Origin of the sequence: Actinomadura atramentaria DSM 43919, assembly GCF_000381885.1 — a bacterium.
Classification (GTDB): Bacteria; Actinomycetota; Actinomycetes; order Streptosporangiales; family Streptosporangiaceae; genus Spirillospora; species Spirillospora atramentaria.
The window spans coordinates 32,225-51,061 of sequence record NZ_KB907217.1; the positions used below are offsets into that span (position 1 = coordinate 32,225).

General features: G+C 76.8%; 15 protein-coding genes. 9 read left to right on the forward strand and 6 right to left on the reverse strand.

Going from position 1 to position 18,837, the window contains the following annotated elements; genetic code table 11:
• Positions 1 to 4 precede the first annotated feature (4 nt).
• Positions 5 to 1,651: an apolipoprotein N-acyltransferase gene (gene lnt, locus G339_RS0122410; RefSeq protein ID WP_019633306.1), complete on the reverse strand. Its 1,647-nt coding sequence runs from the start codon at positions 1,649 to 1,651 to the stop codon at positions 5 to 7.
• Between the two features lie 617 nt (positions 1,652 to 2,268).
• On the opposite strand from lnt, the gene G339_RS0122415 reads away from it, so the two are divergent.
• Positions 2,269 to 3,036: a bestrophin-like domain gene (locus G339_RS0122415; RefSeq protein WP_019633307.1), complete on the forward strand. Its 768-nt coding sequence runs from the start codon at positions 2,269 to 2,271 to the stop codon at positions 3,034 to 3,036.
• Positions 3,037 to 3,040: 4 nt separating this feature from the next.
• Positions 3,041 to 3,742, forward strand: coding sequence for a hypothetical protein (locus G339_RS39990; RefSeq protein ID WP_051107928.1), 702 nt, complete (start codon positions 3,041 to 3,043; stop codon positions 3,740 to 3,742).
• A gap of 39 nt (positions 3,743 to 3,781) precedes the next feature.
• Here the strand turns inward: G339_RS39990 and G339_RS0122425 are convergent, their stop codons facing one another.
• Positions 3,782 to 5,113 carry a DUF2252 domain-containing protein gene (locus G339_RS0122425; protein ID WP_019633308.1) on the reverse strand — a complete coding sequence of 444 codons (1,332 nt, stop codon included), beginning with the start codon at positions 5,111 to 5,113 and terminating at the stop codon, positions 3,782 to 3,784.
• 180 nt (positions 5,114 to 5,293) lie between these two features.
• Here G339_RS0122425 and G339_RS0122430 point away from each other — a divergent pair, with 180 nt between their 5' ends.
• The 7 genes from G339_RS0122430 (at position 5,294) to nhaA (ending at position 12,532) form a co-directional block, all read left to right on the forward strand.
• The gene (locus G339_RS0122430) at positions 5,294 to 6,502 is read left to right on the forward strand and encodes a cytochrome P450 (protein ID WP_019633309.1); all 1,209 of its coding nucleotides are present in this window, start codon (positions 5,294 to 5,296) and stop codon (positions 6,500 to 6,502) included.
• A 120-nt stretch (positions 6,503 to 6,622) separates the two neighbouring features.
• Entirely contained in the window at positions 6,623 to 7,360 is a 738-nt protein-coding gene (locus tag G339_RS0122435) for an iron-containing redox enzyme family protein (protein WP_019633310.1), read from the forward strand.
• A 144-nt stretch (positions 7,361 to 7,504) separates the two neighbouring features.
• Complete coding sequence (locus G339_RS0122440; RefSeq protein ID WP_019633311.1) at positions 7,505 to 8,578, forward strand: DUF3616 domain-containing protein; 1,074 nt, start codon at positions 7,505 to 7,507, stop codon at positions 8,576 to 8,578.
• Between the two features lie 75 nt (positions 8,579 to 8,653).
• Positions 8,654 to 9,862: an acyl-CoA dehydrogenase family protein gene (locus G339_RS0122445; RefSeq protein ID WP_019633312.1), complete on the forward strand. Its 1,209-nt coding sequence runs from the start codon at positions 8,654 to 8,656 to the stop codon at positions 9,860 to 9,862.
• Between the two features lie 51 nt (positions 9,863 to 9,913).
• Positions 9,914 to 10,570, forward strand: coding sequence for a TMEM175 family protein (locus G339_RS0122450; RefSeq protein WP_019633313.1), 657 nt, complete (start codon positions 9,914 to 9,916; stop codon positions 10,568 to 10,570).
• Between the two features lie 216 nt (positions 10,571 to 10,786).
• A complete protein-coding gene (locus tag G339_RS0122455; RefSeq protein ID WP_019633314.1) occupies positions 10,787 to 11,128 on the forward strand; it encodes a DUF190 domain-containing protein in 342 nt (113 codons plus the stop codon).
• An 81-nt stretch (positions 11,129 to 11,209) separates the two neighbouring features.
• Entirely contained in the window at positions 11,210 to 12,532 is a 1,323-nt protein-coding gene (gene nhaA, locus G339_RS0122460; RefSeq protein WP_019633315.1) for a Na+/H+ antiporter NhaA, read from the forward strand.
• A 10-nt stretch (positions 12,533 to 12,542) separates the two neighbouring features.
• Here nhaA and G339_RS0122465 read toward each other — a convergent pair whose 3' ends face one another.
• From G339_RS0122465 to G339_RS0122480, 4 genes are all read right to left on the reverse strand, one after another.
• Entirely contained in the window at positions 12,543 to 13,241 is a 699-nt protein-coding gene (locus tag G339_RS0122465) for a response regulator (protein ID WP_019633316.1), read from the reverse strand.
• Positions 13,238 to 15,205, reverse strand: coding sequence for a DUF4118 domain-containing protein (locus G339_RS34885; protein WP_019633317.1), 1,968 nt, complete (start codon positions 15,203 to 15,205; stop codon positions 13,238 to 13,240). The genes G339_RS0122465 and G339_RS34885 overlap by 4 nt, the downstream gene beginning before the upstream one ends.
• A 106-nt stretch (positions 15,206 to 15,311) precedes the next feature.
• Positions 15,312 to 17,885 carry a sensor histidine kinase gene (locus tag G339_RS0122475; RefSeq protein WP_019633318.1) on the reverse strand — a complete coding sequence of 858 codons (2,574 nt, stop codon included), beginning with the start codon at positions 17,883 to 17,885 and terminating at the stop codon, positions 15,312 to 15,314.
• A gap of 28 nt (positions 17,886 to 17,913) precedes the next feature.
• A complete protein-coding gene (locus tag G339_RS0122480; protein WP_026341688.1) occupies positions 17,914 to 18,837 on the reverse strand; it encodes a potassium-transporting ATPase subunit C in 924 nt (307 codons plus the stop codon).

Here is an 18,837-nt window from a genome sequence, read left to right on the forward strand (position 1 = left end):
GCTGTCAGTTCCCCTCGTCCTCGACCGGCCGCCGGCGCGCCCCGGCGGCGGCGACGGCCGCCGCCAGCACCGCGAGCGCCGCCAGCGCCCGCTCCGGCCACGCGCCGACGCGGTCGGCGACCGTGCGCTCGGTGCGCGCGGGCATCGTCGCCACCTGCAGGTCGGGCGTGAACTCCCGGGACCGCGAGACGATCCGCCCGTCCGGCGCGACGATGGCGCTGATGCCGCTGGTCGCCGCCACCAAGATCGTACGGCCATGCTCGACCGCCCGCAGTCGCGACATGGCGATCTGCTGCGGCGGGAGGCTGGTGCGGCCGTAGGTGGCGTTGTTGGTCTGCACGACGAGCATCCGGCCGGACGCCACGTCGCGGACCTCGCGGTCGTAGGCGACCTCGAAGCAGATCACGTCGCCGACCGTGATCGGGCCGAGCCTCAGCAGCCCGGGCCGCTTCCCCTTGGCGAAGTCGCGGGGAATCCGCTCGAACCGCTTGATCAGCTTGGTCAGGACCGTCCGGAACGGCAGGTACTCCCCGAACGGCACCGGGTGCCGCTTGACGTAGTACGCGCCCGGACCGGTCACCGGGTCCCACACGATGCCCCGGTTCTCCACCCTGGTGCCGTCGGAGCTGTCGACGAGCGCGCCGACCAGCACCGGCACCCCGACGTCCTTGACGGCCTCGTCGATCGCCGCGTACGCGTCGGTCTCGGCGTAGGGGTCCAGGTCGCTGGCGTTCTCCGGCCACACCACGAGCTGCGGGCGCGGCACCGTGCCCGCCCGGATCTCGGCCGCCAGCTCGTGGGTGCGGTTCACGTGGTTGGTCAGGACGGCCTTGCGCTGCCCCTCGAAGTCCAGCCCGAGGCGCGGGACGTTGCCCTGCACCACCGCGACCGTCACCGGCTTCCCGCCCGTGGGGACGGGCACCGCCAGGCCGCCGCACACCACCGCCGCCATCACCGCGACCGCGCCCACCGCGACGCCGACCGCACCGCGCCGCACGCGCCGCGCGTCCTGCGCGCCCGGCCGGACCGCGCGGACCGCCGCCAGCGCCGCCGCCGCCAGCAGCGCGCCCAGCAGCGCCGTCGCGAACGTCACCAGCGGCGCGCCGCCCAGCGCCGCGTACGGGGTCAGCGGCGTCGCGGTCTCGGCGAACGCCAGCCGCGCCCACGGGAACCCGCCGAACGGGACGCCGCCGCGCACCAGCTCCTGCGCCACCCACAGCGCCGCCGTCCACACCGGCCAGCCGCGCAGCCGCGCCACGGCCGCCATCGCCGCCGCCATCGGCGCGAAGTACAGCGCCTCGACCAGGCTCAGCAGCACCCACCCGTCCGCGCCGATCTTCACGATGCCCGTCAGGACGGGCAGGAAGAACGCCGCGCCGAACACGAACCCGAGCCAGGCGGCCGTGCGGGCGCGGACCCCGCGCACCGCCAGCGCCAGGACCGCGACGGCGGGCGGCGCGGCGGCGACCGCGTCCAGCGGCGGGAACGCCGTGAACAGCGCGAGGCCGCCCGCCAGCGCCGCGAGCGTGCGCGGCCAGCCCGCGCGGCCCCCGTGCCGAAACCCGGCGAGTGTTCGCGACCAGCGGCCGGGGCGGGGCGGCGCGCCGGGCGCGGGGTCGGCCGGGCGGCCGGCGAGCGTGTCCTGGGCCACCCCGGGCCTCCCTTCGTCCTGCGGGGAACGCTACCGGGCGCCGGGGCACGCGACGACCACGAACGGGGCACGGCACGGAAACGCGGACGTTCGAGACGAACCAGGGCGGCGGGCGGGCGCAGGGCGCGCCGGGGGAAGGGCGGGCGCGGAAGAGGGCCCGTGACATCCGTCGGGCCGGAGACGCCTCACAGGCGGTGAGAACGGGACTCCGTTTTCTACTGGATGCCCGGGCCCTTCCCGGGTCCAACCCCCGCGCGATCGGGCGGCTCCGCTCCGGCGGGCCGTACGCCCGCGCCTGGCTCGGCGGGCCGGCCCGTCGTGGCGCGGGGTGGGCGGCGTCGAGAGCGGCCGATCGGTGAGTCCGTGCTGGACCCGAGCAAAACTATCCGGTTCACCGGTCTTGTCAACCACCCGGTTCCCTGCGCCGACCCCCCGTCCGCGCAGGTCGGCGCGCGGATCGGGGGCCGCGAAATCCGTGTCCCGGCGATCTCGGGCGGTCCGTCGCCCGAAAAGACCGCGCGGCGACGGTTCGTGAATCTATAGTGACCGTCGGTAGTGTCCGTGCCGGTAGTGCCCACGCCGGGTCGTCCCCGGCGTGTCCCCCCGAAAAGAGGGTCATGCCCGTCTATCTGCTCGCCGCGGCCTGCGCCGTCGCGGTGGTGTTCCTCGCCGGGCGCGTCGCCCGCCGCCTGCGGCTCGGCAGCGAGGACGCCGCCGCCGACGGCCCCACCAACGCCCACGCCGGGGCGATGCTGTCCGCGCTGTTCCTCGCGGCGTTCGCCATCGCGATCGTGCTGCCGTGGACGTCGGCGGACGCCGCGCGCCTCAACACCTACGCCGAGGGCCAGGCGATCGTCGAGGCGACCTGGTCCACCCAGCGGCTGCCCGCGCCCGAGCGCGACCGGCTCCGCGGCGAACTGCTGGCCTACGCCCGGTTCGTCCGGGACCGCGAGTGGCCGCGCATGGAGCACGGCCGGATGGACGCCGCCGGGGACGCCGCGCTGGACCGGCTGCGGCGCGCCGTGATCGCCGTCCCCACCGGCAACGACGAGCTGAAGGACGCGCGGTCGGCGCTGCTGGACCAGATCGCGCAGATCGCCGCCGCCCGGCACCAGCGGTCGATGGACGTGCGGACCGCGCCGCCCGGCTGGCTGCTGGCCATCACCGTCGTCACCGGGATCGTGGTGCTGCTGCTGCCGTTCCTGTCGGGGGCGCGGCCGCGCGGCTGGGCGCTGGTCCCGCTCGGGATCATGGCGGGGCTGCTCGGCGTCGGCGTGTGGCTGGCCATCGACATCTCGCACGTGTTCTCCGGCGCCCTCGCGGTCGGGCCGGACGCGTTCACCGGCGCCATCGCCGAGATCGGCCGCATCGGGACGGGCGGTTAAGGGGATGCGCCGCGCCGTGACCGCCGTCGCGCTGCTCGCCGTCGCGCCGTTCGCGCCGCTCACCGCGTCCGCCGCGCGGCCCGACCCGCCGCGTACCGTCGCCGCCCGCGTCGCCGCGCACACCGCCGCCGAGAGCGCCGACCGGACGCCGCGCGCCGACGCCCACGCCGGTGTTCACGCGGGGGTTCACGCGGGTGTGCCGGACGGGCCGCGCGGCGGGGCCCACGCGGGCGCGCACGTCGAGGCGCGGGCGTGGCCGACCGTGCGGGCGTGCGTGGACGGCGGCGCGTCGGTCAGCGTCGGCGACGACGTCCACGTCGTCGTGGGCGGCGGCGTCCGCTGCCACCCGCACCCGCACCCGCCCGCGCCCCGCCCCGACCCGCACCCCCGGCCGCACCGGCCGCCCGTGACGCATCCGCCGAAGCCCGCGCCGCCGAAACCGCGTCCGCGGCCCCCGGCGGCCGCGCCCGCCCCGAGCGCCCCGGCCCCGAAGCCGACGCCGCGGCGGGCGGCGGCCCGGCCCGCCGCGCGGCCGCCCGCGCCGCCGCGCGCCCGGCCGCACCCGCCCGCGCCGACGCTGCGGCACGTCCCGCCCGCGGTCACCGCCGCGACGGCGCGGCGGCCGAATCCGCTGCGCTCGCCCGTGGTGATCGTCGTGCTCGTCGTCGTGATCAGCGCCGGGACCGCGCTGGCGTTCGGCCGCTGACCCGCCCCCGGCCCCGCCGGCGCGGGGCCGGGCGGCCGGTCACAGGCCGGGGATCTCGTGGTTGCGGAACGCGTCCACGAACAGCCGATGGTCGTCGCGGACCACCGCCGCGTACTCGGTCCCGAACGCGACCATCGCCTCGACGAACGCGGTCTCGTCGGGGCCGATCACCGCGCTGATCGCGTCCTCGACCTGGAACCCGACCAGGGTGTGGTCGGAATCGGTGTCGGACACGCAGTGGATCTTGGCGGTGGCGCGGCCCAGGTCGTCCAGCACCGGCAGCATCTCCTCCGGCTCGGTGAGCGCCGACCAGTCCAGGTCCTCCTCGTAGGGCGACAGCTCCTGCACCACGTACCCGATCCCGTCCAGCTCGGTGTGGCCCAGCCACGGGTCGGTGTTGGCCTGCAGCGCGCGCCGCGACACCGCCGTGCGGTGCCCGTGGTGGCGGAAGTACCCGCGGATCGCCGGATCGTCGACGACGCGGGACGGCGCGGCGACGTTCCCCTGCTTCATCGACAGGATCACGTCGTTCTCCAGCGCCTGGCTGCGGCCCTCCACCAGGATCGTGTACGCCGACAGGCCGGCCGACCCGATCCCGAACCCCGACGACCCGACGACGTCCTTCACCCCGTAGGTGAGGCCGCCGAACCGCTTGTCCTCCGGGATCGTCGCCAGGTACTCGCGGTAGGCGGCCTCCACCCGGCCGCGCTCGGCCGCGTCCAGGCGGCGGTGGCCGGGGTGCTCGCGGAACCGGCGATCCCCGCCCTCGACCGCGGTGAGGCGGTCCAGCAGGCCGATGCGCGTGGAGGTGAGCGCGGCGACCAGCACGTCGCGGATGTACCCGTCGGCGGTGTCCAGGGTCAGCGCGAACGCGTCGTCGTCGCCGTGCTCGGCGAACCGGCGGACCTGGTCGACGTAGGCGCGCACGTAGGCCTCGATGAGGCGGCGGATGTCGGCGTCGGAGATCGCCTTGCTCCACGCCAGCAGCGCCACGCTCGCCACGAGGCGCTTGACGTCCCAGGTGAAGTGCCCGAGGTAGGCCTCGTCGAAGTCGTTGACGTCGAAGACGAACACGCCGTCGTCGTTCATGTAGGTGCCGAAGTTCTGCGCGTGCAGGTCGCCCTGGATCCAGACGCGGCCCGTCCGCTCGTCCGCCCACGGGTCCTCGTCGCGGGCCATGTCGGCGTAGAACAGGCACGCGCTGCCCCGGTAGAACGCGAACGGGTCGGCGGCCATCCGGCGGAACCGGCGGCGGAACTCCGCGGGCGCGCGGTCCATCAGCGGCGCGAACGCCTCGACCAGGACCTCGATGATCCGCGCGCGCCGCTCGACCGGGTCGGCGTCGCGCAGCGTCTGGGTGACGGTCGCCATGAATAGGGCTCCTCGGGCACAGGACAGGTACTCCGCTCCACCGGCGGATCGCGGTCATTGTCCCGAAACGGGCGTGGCGCGGCGGGGAAGACCACGCGAACGCGCGGGGACGCTCGCGCACCGCGACCGCCGCCAACCGGACCCCGTGGGACGAACAGGCATGCGGTTACCCTGACGGGGATGACCACCACCGAACCGCCCATGCCCGCCCAGGGGGCGTCAGCGGCGGCGTTCCCGCTCGGCGCGGCCGTCACCGCCGACGCGCTCGCCGCCGACCCCCACCCCGTCCTGGCGCGGCTGCGCGACCGCGAACCGGTGTCGTGGGCGCCCGCCCTGGGCTGCTGGCTGGTCACCCGGCACGACCTGGCCGTCCGGGTCCTGCGCGACCCCGCGCTGTTCACCGTCGACGACCCGCGCTTCTCCACCGCCCGCGTCGTCGGGCCGAGCATGCTGTCGCTGGACGGGCCCGAGCACGCCCGCCACCGCGACCCGTTCGCGCGCCCGTTCCGGCCCGCCCGCACCCGCGAGCGGTTCACCGCGTTCGTCGCCGCCGAGGCCGGGCGGCTCGTCGGCGCGCTCGCCCCGCGCGGCCGCGCCGAGCTGCGCCGCGACGTCGCCGGGCCGCTGTCGGTCGCCGTCGTCGCGCGGGCCCTCGGGCTGGCCGGGGTGGACGCCGCGACCGTCCGGTCCTGGTACGGGGCGTTCGTCGGCGCGGTGTCGGCGCTGACGGCCGGGGACGAGCCGCCCGCCGCCGCGGCCGGCGCCCGCGCGCGGCTGCGCGCCGCTGTCGAGGCGTCGCTGGCCGGCGACGGGGACACGCTGCTGCGGGAGGCCGCGGCCGGCGCGGGCCTGACGACCGCCGAGGTCGTCGCCGACGCCGCCGTGCTGATGTTCGGCGGCATCGACACCACCGAGGGCATGATCGCCAACGCGGCCGCCGCGCTGCTGGCCCGCCCCGACCAGCTCGCGCGGGTCCGCGCCGACCGGTCGCTGCTGCCCGCCGCCGTCGAGGAGTCGCTGCGGTTCGAGCCCGCCGCCGCCGTGCTGGACCGGTACGCCACCGCCGGCACCGTCCTCGGCGGCGCGCGGATCGCGGCGGGCGACCCGGTGCGGGTGTCGGTGACGGCGGCGGGCCGCGACCCGGCGGTGTTCGCCGACCCCGACCGGTTCGACGTCGGGCGCGGCGACGCGGGCGCGCACCTGGCGTTCGCGCGCGGGCCGCACTTCTGCTTCGGCGCGCACCTGGCGCGACTGGAGACCGTCGCGGTGCTGGAGGCGCTGCTGGACCGGCTGCCGGGGCTGCGCGCGGACGGGCCCGCGCCCGCGCGCGGCCTGGTGTTCCGCAAGCCGAACGCGGTTCCCGTGCGGTGGGACGCGCCCGGGGAATAGGGGGCGCTGACCACCTTCGGTCATGATCAGGACTGTTCGGGCGACCCGGACAGAACGCAACATAGTTTCCGACATCTGGTCACGACCGAAGGTTGTCTTCGTTCCGTCGAGGGAGCTCCATTGCCCGTCCAGCACGCCGCCGTCACCGAATCCATCCGGGAACTGGCCGGTTCGGTCCGCCGCCACCCCGCGCTGGAGAACGACTTCTACCGGCACTGGCTGTCGGGGCCTCTCCCCTACCGGCAGGTCGAGGTGTTCGCGCGCGAGTTCTACGCCCGCACCATCGACACCACCGCCATGATCGCGCTGTCGGTGCTGCACACCGACGACCTGGCCGCCCGCGTGGAACGCGTGAAGCACCTCTACACCGAGTACGGCAACGGCGACCCCGACAAGGCCCACCTGCTGCTGCTGGAGCGGATGCTGACCGGGCTGCTCGGCCGCCTGCGCGACGGCCGCTACACCGTCCAGGAGCTGCGGTCGGGCACCGCCCGGCCCGAGACCCGCGCGTTCGGCGACGCCCGCCGCGCGCTGTTCACCGACCCCGACGCCCGCGTCGTGCAGGGCGCGCTGCTCGCCCAGGACGCCCTCGCGCACGCCACGACCGTCCGGATGTACGAGGGGATGCGCAACTACAAGCACCTGTACGAGGAAGAGGAGTTCCACTCCGCCTGCGAGTACTTCTACGTCCACATCTGCGAGGCCGCCAAGACCGACCGGGCCGAGCTGGTCGCCGCCGCCGCGGCCGTCTGCCACGACGAGGTCGACCTGGCGCAGGTCCGCCGCGGCTTCGACGGCGTCCTGGACCTCACCGCCGCGTACTGGGCCGCCGTCCACCGCGCGATGCGCGCCGTCTGACGCCCCCGAGCACCCGGCGCACGGCGCGCGCCGGGCCGCCGGATCGGACGCGCGCGGCGGCCGGGGCGTTCCCCTCCGCGCGCGGCCGGGACCGGTCCGCCGCGCGCGCCGTCCGCGCCCCCGGCGCTGTGGGACGATTCCGCCATGATCGTGGAACGCCGGGTCGAACTGCGCTTCGCGGACGACAGCCGCGCCGCCGAGACGCACACCAACCTGTCCGCCGTCCGCCGCGACGGCCCCTGCCTGTGGGTCGCGGGCGACGAGACCGCCACCGTGGAGCGGCTGACGGCCGTCGCGGACGCGGCCGGGCGCGTCACCGCCTACGCCGGCCACCGCACCGTCCGCCTCGCGGACCTGGTGGAGCTGCCCGCCGGTCCCGACGAGGAGGCCGACATCGAGGGCCTGGCGCGCGCGGACGGCTGGCTGTGGGCGGTCGGGTCGCACAGCCTGAAGCGCAAGCGCGTCAAGCCCGGCCAGTCCGACCGCAAGGCGCGGCGGCGGCTGGCCGCGGTCGTGCGCGAGGACAACCGGTTCGTGCTGGCGCGGCTGCCGCTGGCCGCCGGGCCGGACGGGCTGCCCGAGCCGGTCCGCCGCGACGGCGACCGCCGCGCCGCCGTCCTCGGCCTGGACGGCGACTCGATCGCCGACCTCATCGCGGACGACCCGCACCTCGGACCGTTCCTCTCGATCCCGAGCAAGGACAACGGCCTGGACGTCGAGGGCATCGCCGTCCACGGCGACCGCGTCTACATCGGGCTGCGCGGCCCCGTCCTGCGCGGCTGGGCGGTGCTCGTGGAGATCCGCCCCGCCGCCGACCCCGACGACCCCGGGCGGCTGGTCGCGCGGCGGTTCGGCGACGACGGCGAGCGGTACCGCACCCACTTCCTGGACCTCGGCGGGCTCGGCGTCCGGGACCTGTGCCCCGACGGCGACGACCTGCTGGTCCTGGCCGGGCCGAGCATGGCGCTGTCGGGCCCGGTGCAGGTCGTGCGGTGGGCGGGCGCGGCGACCGCCGACGCGCCGGGCGTGCTGCACGCCGCCGACCTGGCCGTCCTCGGGGAGCTCCCGCACGGCGACGGCGAGGACCACGCCGAGGGCATCGCCGTCCTCGGCCCCGGCGACGGGGAGGACGGCGCGCGGCTGCTGGTCGTCTACGACAGCCCCGCGGCCGCGCGGCTCACCGGGGCCGGCGTGCTGGCCGACGTCGTCGTCCCCTGACCCGCGGGTAAGTGCTCGCTTGCGCGATCTGCTTGGATGGGGTCCGCCGTCCGCGCAACGAGAGGTGACGCGAGCATGATCGAGTGGTCCGACGAAGACCTCATGATCCGGGACGCCGTCCGCGACTGGATCGACGCCAAGGTCCGCCCCAGCCTGGACGAGCTGGACTCCGGCGACCTGCCCCCCTACGACCTGCTGCGCGACCTGTACCGGACGTTCGGCATGGACGAGATGGCGCGGTCCTCCTTCGCGTCCAGGATCGCGCGGGAGAAGGCCGGCGAGGCCCCGAAGGAGGACGGCGGCGGGCGCGGCAGCGCGTCGATGACGATGCTGCCGATCATCGAGCTGTGCAAGGTCGCGCCCGGCCTGGTGTCGGCGCTGGGCGTCAGCCTCGGCCTCGCCGCCGGGACGATCATGAAGCGCGGCACCGTCGAGCAGAAGGAGCGCTGGGGCCTGGACCTGCTCACCCTCGACAAGGTCGGGGCGTGGGCGATCACCGAGCCCAACTCCGGGTCCGACGCGTTCGGCGGGATGCAGTCCACCGCCCGCCGCGACGGCGACGACTACATCGTCAACGGCGGCAAGACGTTCATCACCAACGGCCCCCACGCCGACACGATCGTCTTCTACTGCAAGCTCGACGACGGCCGCCCGCCCCGCGACCGCGAGATCCTGACGTTCGTCCTGGACCGCGGCATGCCCGGCCTGGAGCAGAGCCGCCCGCTGCGCAAGATGGGCCTGCACTCCTCCCCGACCGGCGAGCTGTTCCTGTCCGACGTGCGCGTCGGCCCGGACCGGCTGCTGGCGGCGGGCGCGGGCGGCGGCCGCGAGTCGGCGCGGCAGAACTTCGTCACCGAGCGGGCGGGCGTCGCCGCGATGGCCCTCGGCGTCATCGAGGAGTGCCTGCGCCTGTCGGTCGACTACGCGCGCTCCCGCGAGCTGTGGGGCAAGCCCATCGGGGACTTCCAGCTCATCCAGCTCAAGCTCGCCAAGATGGAGGTCGCCCGCCTCAACGTGCAGAACCTGGTGTTCCGGCACCTGGAGACGCAGCGCGCCGGGCGCACCCCCACCCTCGCCGAGGCGTCGGCGATGAAGCTGTACGCCGCGCAGGCCGCCTCCGAGGTCGCGCAGGAGGCCGTGCAGCTCTTCGGCGGCAACGGCTACATGAGCGAGTACCGCGTCGAGCAGCTCGCCCGCGACGCCAAGTCGTTCCAGATCTACGCCGGCACTGACGAGATCCAGGTGACCCATATCGCCCGCGACCTGCTCCAGCGCGGGTCCTGACGCTCCGCGCCCGGCCGTTTGCGGTCCGGGCGCGCCGGGCACGCCGCCCCCATGAGGACGCGGGGGCGGCGGCCCAGCGCGCGGTTCACCCGCGCCGACACCGGACGCGTCGAGGCGTTCAGCGACGGCGTCTTCGCCATCGCGATCACCATCCTCGTCCTCGGCATCGCCGACCCCGGCCACCGCCCCGGCGCGCTCGGCCGCGCGCTGCTGGAGCAGTGGCCCGCCTACCTCGGCTACGCCGCGTCGTTCACCTACATCGCCGTGATCTGGCTCAACCACCACCAGGCGTTCGCGCGGATTCGCACCGTCGACCGCGGCCTGCACTCGGTGAACTTCCTCATCCTCGCCACCACCTCGCTGCTGGCGTTCCCCACCTCGGTGGTGTCGGACACGCTGCGCGAGGAGACGACCGGGGCCGACGCGCGCGCCGCCGTCGTGCTGTACGCGGCCGTCGCCGCCGCGATGTGCGGGGCGTGGCTGGTGTTCTACGAGTACCTGCGGCGGCGCCCCGACCACCTCGACCCCGGCGTCGAACCCGGGTACGTGCGGCAGGGCAGCATCCGGTCCGCCGCCGGGATCGCCGCGTACGCGGCCGTCGGGCTGCTCGGGTACTTCGTCACCCCGCTCGCCGGGCTCGCGGTGTTCGCCGTCGTGCCGTTCTTCTACTTCGCCACCAGCGAGGGCTTCCTGCGGGCCGCCGGATGAGGCGTCCTATGCTGGGAGGCGTTCCCCGCCCGCGCGGCGGGGAGCGCGGTGGTGGGGCTCACCGCCCCCGCCCTCCCGGGCGGGGCAACCGCGTCCCGTTCCCGGCCGGGGCGGGCGCCGACAGTCCCTGCCGACGACGTCGCCGTTTCCGGTAGGGAGAGGCCCCATGACCGCATCGCGCCCGCACACCGACCGCGCCGCCCGGACGGGACGCCGGTGAGGCGGGAGGGGGCGGCGCTCCGCCTGACGATCCTCATCGGCGAGAACGACACCGTCCACCACCGGCCGCTGTACCGCGAGATCGTCCACCGCGCCCAGCACGCGGGCCTGGCCGGGGCGACCGTCGTGCGCGGCATCGAGGGGTACGGCGCGTCCGGGCACGTCCAGACCGCGCGCATCCTGTCGCTGTCGGAGGACCTGCCGCTGATGATCGTGCTCGTGGACGCCGAGGACAAGATCCGCGCGTTCCTCCCCGAACTCGACGAACTGGTCACCGACGGGCTGGTGCTCACCGAGCCCGTCCACGCGGTCCGCTACAGCGGCGGCCCCGGCGACTGACGGCGGCGACCGGGGCGATTTCGGACAGTTCGCGATGATCGCGTACTGTTGAGCGCGGTGTGCCGGGAAGTCTGGTCGGCGATGGACTTCGCCGACCCCGGGGGGGACCTCGTGACCGACACCGACCGCCGCCCCGCGCTGCTGCGCCGCGGCTCCTGGCCCGAGACCGCCCGCGTCGGGGACGTCCTGCGGCAGGAGACGGTCGGCGGCGCGCTGCTGCTGGCCGCCGCCGTCGCCGCGCTGGTGTGGGCGAACTCGCCGTGGGCGGACGCCTACTTCCGCGTCCGCGACGCCCAGGTCGGGCCCTCGTCGCTGCACCTGCACCTGCCGCTCGGCGGATGGGCCGCGGACGGGCTGCTCGCGGTGTTCTTCTTCGTCGCCGGACTGGAACTGAAACGCGAGTTCGTCGCGGGCGACCTGCGCGACCCGCGCCGCGCGGCGGTGCCCGTCGCGGCGGCGGTCGGCGGGGTCGTGACGCCCGCCGTCCTGTACGCGCTCGTCACGCTCGGGACGCCGGGCGCGGCGCGCGGCTGGGCGATCCCCACCGCGACCGACATCGCGTTCGCGCTCGCCGCGCTCGCCGTCATCGGCCGGTTCCTGCCCGCCGCGCTGCGGACGTTCCTGCTGACCCTCGCCGTGGTGGACGACCTCATCGCGATCGTCATCATCGCCGTGTTCTACACCGCGCACCTGTCGCCGCTGCCGCTGCTCGGGGCGCTGGCGTCGCTGGCGGTGTTCGCGGTGCTGGTGCAGCGGCGCGTCCGGGCGTGGTGGCTGCTGCTGCCTTTGGCGGTGCTGACGTGGGCGCTGGTCCACGCCTCGGGCGTCCACGCGACCGTCGCGGGCGTGCTTCTCGGGTTCGCCGTTCCCGTGGTGCGCGGGCGCGGGGACGGGCCGGGGCTCGCCGAGCACTTCGAGCACCGGTTCCGGCCGCTGTCGGCGGGCGTGGCGGTGCCGCTGTTCGCGTTCGCGTCGGCGGGCGTCGCGGTCGGCGGCGCGGCCGGGCTCGGGGACGCGCTGGCCGACCCGGTCGCGCTCGGCGTCGTCGCCGGGCTCGTCGTCGGCAAGCCCGCGGGCATCATGGCGGCGACGTGGCTCGTCGGGCGGTTCACCCGCGCCGAGCCGGGCGAGGGACTGGCGTGGATCGACCTGTTCGGGCTCGCGCTGCTCGGCGGGATCGGGTTCACCGTGTCGCTGCTGCTCGGGGAACTGGCGTTCGGCGGCGCGTCGGCCGCCGACGGGCACGTCAAGATCGCCGTGCTGACCGGGTCGCTGACCGCCACGGCGCTGGCCGCCGTCGTGCTGCGCGCCCGGAACCGCGTCCACCGGCGCGTCCACGAGGCCGAGACCCGCGACCTGGACCACGACGGCGTCCCCGACGTGTACCAGGTCGAGGACCGCTGACCCCGTCGGCTCAGTCCTTCTCGAAGCGGTAGCCCATTCCCGGTTCGGTGATCAGGTAGCGGGGGCGGGCGGGGTCGGGTTCGAGTTTGCGCCGCAGTTGCGCCAGGTAGACGCGCAGGTAGTTGGTCTCCTTCTCGTACGTCGGGCCCCACACCTCGCGCAGGAGCTGCGCCTGGCCCACCAGGCGCCCGGCGTCGCGCACGAGGACCTCCAGGATGTGCCACTCGGTCGGCGTCAGGCGGACGTCGGAGCCGTCGCGCGTCACCTTCTTGGCCGCCAGGTCCACGGTGAACGCGGCGGTGGCCACCACGGCGCTCTCCCCCGCCGCCGGGGCGGCGCGGCGCACGGCGGCGCGCAGCCGCGCCAGCAGCTCGTCCATCCCGAACGGCTTGGTCACGTAGTCGTCGGCGCCCGCGTCCAGGACCTTCACCTTCTCCGCCGAGGAATGCCGCGCCGACAGCACGATGACGGGGACGCTCAGCCAGCCGCGCAGCCCGCCGATCACCTCCGCGCCGTCCATGTCGGGCAGGCCGAGGTCCAGGACGACGACGTCGGGGTGGCGGCGCGCCGCGGCCGCCAGCGCCGTCCGGCCGTCGGCGGCGACGTCCACCTCGTAGCCGCGGGCGCGCAGGTTGATCCGCAGCGCGCGGACGATCTGCGGCTCGTCGTCCACGATGAGCACGCGCGCGGCGGGGCGGTCGTCGGTCACGGGGTCCCTCCCGGGGGATCGTCGGCGGGCGGCAGCGCGAACACCATCGTCAGCCCGCCGCCGGGCGTGTCCTCGGCGCGCAGCGTCCCGCCCATCGCCGCGACGAACCCGCGCGCGACGGCCAGGCCCAGGCCCACGCCGGTGCCCGCGGGCGCGTCGCCGAGCCGCTGGAACGGGGCGAACATGCCCTCCTTGGCGTCGTCGGGGACGCCGGGGCCGCGGTCGGCGACCCGCAGCTCCACCCGGCCGGGCGCGGCGCGCGCCGTGACCCGCACCGGGCGGGGGCCGCCGTGCCGGACGCCGTTCTCCACGACGTTGGCCAGGGCGCGCTCCAGCAGGCCCGGGTCGGCCAGGACGGGGCCGAGCGTCCCGGGGACGTCCACCTCGACGCGGTCGGCGGGCGCGCCGAGCAGCGCGCTCGGCAGGACCTCCTCCAGCGCGACGGGCCGGAGCAGCGGGGTGACGCCGCCGGTCCGCAGCCGCGTCATGTCCAGCAGGTCGCCGATCAGCCCGTCGAGGCGGTCCGCGGACTCCTCGATGCCCGCCAGCAGGTCGGCCTCGTCGGCGGGGTCGAAGGACACGTCGGCGGCGCGCAGGCTGCTCACCCCCGCCTTGATCGACGCCAGCGGCGTCCGCAGGTCGTGCGACACCGCCGCCAGCAGCGCGGTGCGGATGCGGTTGCCCTCGGCCTCGCGGCGCGCCCGCTCGGCCTCCTCGGCGAGCCGCCGCCACTCCAGCGCCGCGCCGGCCTGCGACGCGAACGCCCGCAGGACCCGCTGGCCGCCCGCCGGGAGCGGCCGGCCGCGCAGCGCCAGGACGTGCGCCTCCCCGGCGGGCGCGACCGCGTCGGCCGAGCCGGGCTCGGCGGGCGCCGGGTCGCCGGTGCGGGCCACGGCCCGCCAGCCGCCGTCCGTGCGCTCCAGCAGCTCCACCGACGACACCGCGAACGTCTCCGCGACGCGGTCCAGCAGCGCGGGGATCGCCTGCTCGCCGCGCAGCACGCTGGTGGCCAGCAGGCTCAGCGTCTCGGCTTCGGCCGCGCTGCGCGCCGCCTGCCGGGTGCGCCGCGCCGCGCGGTCCACCAGCGACGACACCACGACCGCGACCGCCACCGACACCGCGAGCCCGGCGGCGTTGCCGGGCTCGGCGACGGTCAGGGTGTGCAGCGGCGGGGTGAAGAACCAGTTCGCCAGCAGGAATCCGGTGACGGCGGCGACGAGCGCGGGCCACAGCCCGCCGACGAGCGCGACGGCGACCGTCACCGCCAGGAACAGCAGGACGTCGGCGGTCAGGCCGGGGCCGTGCCCGGCCAGGCGCAGCAGCGCGGCGAGCGCGGCCGGCCCCGCGACGGCCAGCGCCCACCCGCACTCGCGGCGCCGCCGGCTGAGCGGACTCAGCGGACTGCGCGGACTGCGGGGGCCGGGCGGGCCGCCGCGCGCGGGCAGCGGGCCGCGCCGCCCGCCGTCGGCGCGCGCGACGAGGTGGACGTCGACGTCCCCGGCGGCGCGCGCGACCCGGTCCGCGACGCCGCCGCGCAGCACCGGGCCCCTGCGGCCACCCAGCACCGGGCCAAACAGCGCCGGGCCAAACAGCGCCGGGCCAAGCAGCGCCGGCGGGCGCCGGTCCGCGCCGAGGACGAGCTGCGTCGCGCCGACCGCCGCGGCGAACTCCAGCAGCGCGCCCGCGACGTCCTCCCCGGCGACCTGGTGGTAGACGCCGCCCGCGTCCTCGGCGAGCCGCCGCAGGCGCGGCGGCCCGCCCGCCCGCGCCGCGCCGGGCGGGCGCGCGCGGGAGGCGACGTGGACGGCGAGGAGCTCGGCGGGGCCGGTCCGGGCGAGCCGGGCGGCGCGCGCGACGAGCGCCGCGTCGGCGGGGCCGCCGGACAGGGCGACGACGATCCGCTCACGCCGCTCGCCGCCGGGCTCCCGGTCGGCGGGCGCGCGCGGGCCGTCCTGCGTCGTCACGCGCACGCACCTCCCCCGCCGGCCGCCGCCGCGCGCCGCGCCGCGTCCCCCTCGAACGCCTGGTCGCCGGACATCTGCTACCCAAGCACGGGCCGCGCGGCCCGGTTCACCGGGGTCCGGCGGAGGCGTCCGCCGGACCGGTCCGCCAGGCGGGCAGGGACAGGACCATCGTCAGCCCGCCGCCGGGGGTCTCCTCGGGTTCGAGGGACCCGCCCATCGCCTCGGCCAGGCCCCGCGACAGCGCCAGGCCGAGGCCGACGCCGGGTCGTCCGTCGCGGTCGCCGTCCCCGGACCCGTCCGCCAGCCGCCGGAACGGCTCGAACAGGCGGTCGCGGTCGCGGGGCGCGATGCCGGGGCCGCGGTCGATGACGCGCAGTTCGACGCGGCCCGCGTGGGCGCTGGCGGTGACGGTGACGGCCTCCCCGGGCGGGGTGTGGCGCAGCGCGTTGGACACCAGGTTCGCCAGGACGCGCTCCAGCAGGGCCGGGTCGGCGGCCAGCTCGGGGAGCCCGTCGGGGACGCGGACGCGCACCGCGCCGGGCGGGGCGTCGCCGAGCGCGCGCGGGACGGCGTCCTCGGCGGCGACCGCGCGCGGCAGCGCGGCGAGCGTCCCGGCCTGCAGGCGGCTCATGTCCAGGAGGTTGGCGACGAGCCGGTCCAGGCGGCGCAGCGACTCGGCGGCGGTGGCGGTCAGCTCGTCGCGGTCCCGCTCGTTCCAGGCGACGTCGGGGCTGCGCAGGCTCTCCACGGCGGCGCGCGCGGACGCCAGCGGGGTGCGCAGCTCGTGGCTGACGGCGTCGAGCAGCGCGGTGCGCATCCGGTCGGCGGCGGCCAGCGGCGGCACCCGCCCGGCGGTCTCGGCGAGCCGGGCCTGCCGCAGCGCGACCGCGGCCTGCGCGGCGAACGCCTCCAGCACGCGGCGGTCGGCGGCGGGCAGGACCCGGCCGCGCAGCGCCAGCACCAGGTCGTCGCCGACGGCGAGGGCGGCCTCGCCGTCCTGCGGGCGGGCGCACGGCTCGGCGTCCCCGCCGCGGGCCGCGGCGACGGCGCGCCAGGCGGCCGGGCCGCCGTGCGGGTCGCGTTCCAGGAACGTCACCGACGCCAGCCCGTAGGTCTCGCGGAGCCGTTCCAGGATGGCGGTGAGCGCGCCGGGCGCGCCCCCGCCGCGCAGGACGTCCCCGGCGAGGGTGGACAGCGTCTCGGCGTCGGCGCGGGCGCGGGCGGCCTCGCGGGCGCGGCGCGCGGCGCGGTCCACGACGGTGCTGACGGTCACGCCGACGACGACGAACACCGCGAGCTGGAACACCCGGTCGGGGTTCCCGACGGTGAAGGTGTGGAGGGGTTCGGCGAAGAAGAAGTCCAGCAGCAGGGTCCCGGCGACGGCGGCGGCCAGCGCCGGGTAGAGGCCGCCGAGCAGCGCGACGCCGACGACGGCGACCTGGAACAGCAGGATGTCGCTGGCCTGCGGCACCGAGCCGCGGAACCGGGTGAGGACCGCGGTCAGCAGCAGCGGCGCGAGGACGGCGGCGGCGGATCCGGCGGCGCGGCGGCGGGCGGGGACGCCGCGCGCGGCGCGGCGGGCGGTGCGGCGGCGGCCCCGGTGGGTCTCCTCGTGGGTGACCAGGTGGACGTCGATCGCGCCGGACCGGGCGACGGTGGTGACGCCGACGCCGCGCGACAGGACCTGCGCGAGCCGTCCCCGGCGGGACGCGCCGAGGACGAGCTGGGTGGCGTTGACGGCCCGCGCGAAGTCCAGCAGCGCGGCGGGCACGTCGGCGCCGACGACCTGGTGGTAGCTGCCGCCCAGGCTCTCCACCAGGGCGCGCTGGCGGGCCAGGTGGGCGGGGTCGGCGCCGGTGAGGCCGTCGTCGCGGGCGACGTGGACGGCGAGCAGGTCGGCGCCCTTGACGCGGTCGGCGATGCGCGCGGCGCGGCGGACCAGGGTGTCGCCCTCGGGGCCGCCGGTGAGGGCGACGACGACGCGTTCGCGGGCCTCCCACGGCCGGTCGATGCCGTGGTCGGCGCGGTAGCGGTCGAGCTGGTCGTCGACGCGGTCGGCGAGCCACAGCAGCGCCAGCTCCCGCAGCGCGGTGAGGTTCCCGACGCGGAAGTAGTTGCCGAGCGCGGCGTCGATCTTCTCGGGGGCGTAGACGTTGCCGTGGGCGAGGCGGCGGCGCAGCGCCTCGGGGGCCATGTCGACCAGTTCGATCTGGTCGGCGCGGCGCACGACGGCGTCGGGGACGGTCTCGCGCTGCCGGACGCCGGTGATGCCCTCGACGACGTCGTTGACCGATTCCAGGTGCTGGACGTTGACGGTGCTGATGACGTCGACGCCCGCGGCGAGGAGTTCTTCGACGTCCTGCCAGCGCTTGGCGTTGCGGGAGCCGGGGACGTTGGTGTGGGCGAGTTCGTCGACGAGCGCGACGCGGGGGCGGCGGGCCAGTAGCGCGTCCAGGTCGAGTTCGGCGAACTCGGCGCCGCGGTGGGTCAGGACGCGGCGCGGCACGACCTCCAGCCCGTCGAGCAGTTCGGCGGTGCGGGGGCGGCCGTGGGTCTCCACGAGCCCGGCGACGACGTCGGTGCCGCGCGCGGCCCGGCGGCGGCCCTCGGCGAGCATGGCGTAGGTCTTGCCGACGCCGGGCGCCGCGCCGAGGTAGATCCGCAACCGCCCCCGGGCCATGTCGCGCGCTCCTTTCGACGGGGCCGGGTCAGGGCCGGCCGCGGTAGGGGTACCGGGCGTCCAGGGCCAGGTTCAGCTTCAGGACGTTGACGCGGGGCTCGCCCATGAAGCCGAGGGACCGGCCCGACGTCGCGTCCGCGACGAGCGCGCGGACCCGCGCGGCGGGGACGCCGCGTTCGCGGGCGACGCGCGGGACCTGCAGCGCCGCGTAGGCCGGGGAGATGTCGGGATCGAGGCCGGAGCCGGACGCGGTGACCGCGTCGGCGGGGACGGCCGGGTCGGCGGGCGCGGCGCCGCGCACCGGGACGACGAGGCCGCGCGCGTAGTCCGCGCCGTGGACGGCGAGTTCGACCCGCACGCCCCGGTACTCGCGCAGGAACGGGGCGGCGACGGCGCCGCGCTGCTCGTTGACGCTGACGACGCGGGTCGGGTGCGGGACGGTCCCGTCGGGGGCGCGTGTCCCGAACACCGCCAGGACCGCGCCGACGCCGCCGGTCGTGCAGAACGGGCGGGCCCCGTCGACGCCCTCCAGCTCCCCGACCGCCCTGCTGCGGGCGCAGACCTGGGTGAGCAGGGACCGGCGGGCGTTGTCGTCGTCCTCGCCGGCGGCGGTCAGCGCCGGGTCGGGGAGGGTGTCGACGACGTCTTCGGGGCCGAGGTTGCTCGCCGAGGTGGCGGTGGGGTCGTAGCCGTCGCCCGCCGCCGAGGGGCGGCTCTGGAAGTACTGCCGCAGCGGGTTCCCGTCGGCGTCGGTGAAGGACTGGCCGATCGAGGTGCTGCCGACCGTCCGGCCGTGCGCGGAGACGAGCGAGCCGTCGGCCTGGTCGCGCAGGCCGGGCAGCCGGGCGACGCCGAACACCGCGAGCGGGTAGAGCACGCCGGTGACGGCGGTGAGGACGAGCAGCGCGCGGAGCGCGGCCACGTGCTGCCGAATCCAGGTGGGAACACGCAT

Bases quoted from the DNA above. Each gene is read 5' to 3' on its own strand.
- G339_RS0122415 (WP_019633307.1), top strand. From the start codon at position 2,269: ATGCCCGTCTATCTGCTCGCCGCGGCCTGCGCCGTCGCGGTGGTGTTC.
- G339_RS39990 (WP_051107928.1), top strand. From the start codon at position 3,041: ATGCGCCGCGCCGTGACCGCCGTCGCGCTGCTCGCCGTCGCGCCGTTC.
- G339_RS0122425 (WP_019633308.1), bottom strand. From the start codon at position 5,113: ATGGCGACCGTCACCCAGACGCTGCGCGACGCCGACCCGGTCGAGCGG.
- G339_RS0122430 (WP_019633309.1), top strand. From the start codon at position 5,294: ATGACCACCACCGAACCGCCCATGCCCGCCCAGGGGGCGTCAGCGGCG.
- G339_RS0122440 (WP_019633311.1), top strand. From the start codon at position 7,505: ATGATCGTGGAACGCCGGGTCGAACTGCGCTTCGCGGACGACAGCCGC.
- G339_RS0122445 (WP_019633312.1), top strand. From the start codon at position 8,654: ATGATCGAGTGGTCCGACGAAGACCTCATGATCCGGGACGCCGTCCGC.
- G339_RS0122450 (WP_019633313.1), top strand. From the start codon at position 9,914: ATGAGGACGCGGGGGCGGCGGCCCAGCGCGCGGTTCACCCGCGCCGAC.
- nhaA (WP_019633315.1), top strand. From the start codon at position 11,210: ATGGACTTCGCCGACCCCGGGGGGGACCTCGTGACCGACACCGACCGC.
- G339_RS0122475 (WP_019633318.1), bottom strand. From the start codon at position 17,885: ATGGCCCGGGGGCGGTTGCGGATCTACCTCGGCGCGGCGCCCGGCGTC.
- G339_RS0122480 (WP_026341688.1), bottom strand. From the start codon at position 18,837: ATGCGTGTTCCCACCTGGATTCGGCAGCACGTGGCCGCGCTCCGCGCG.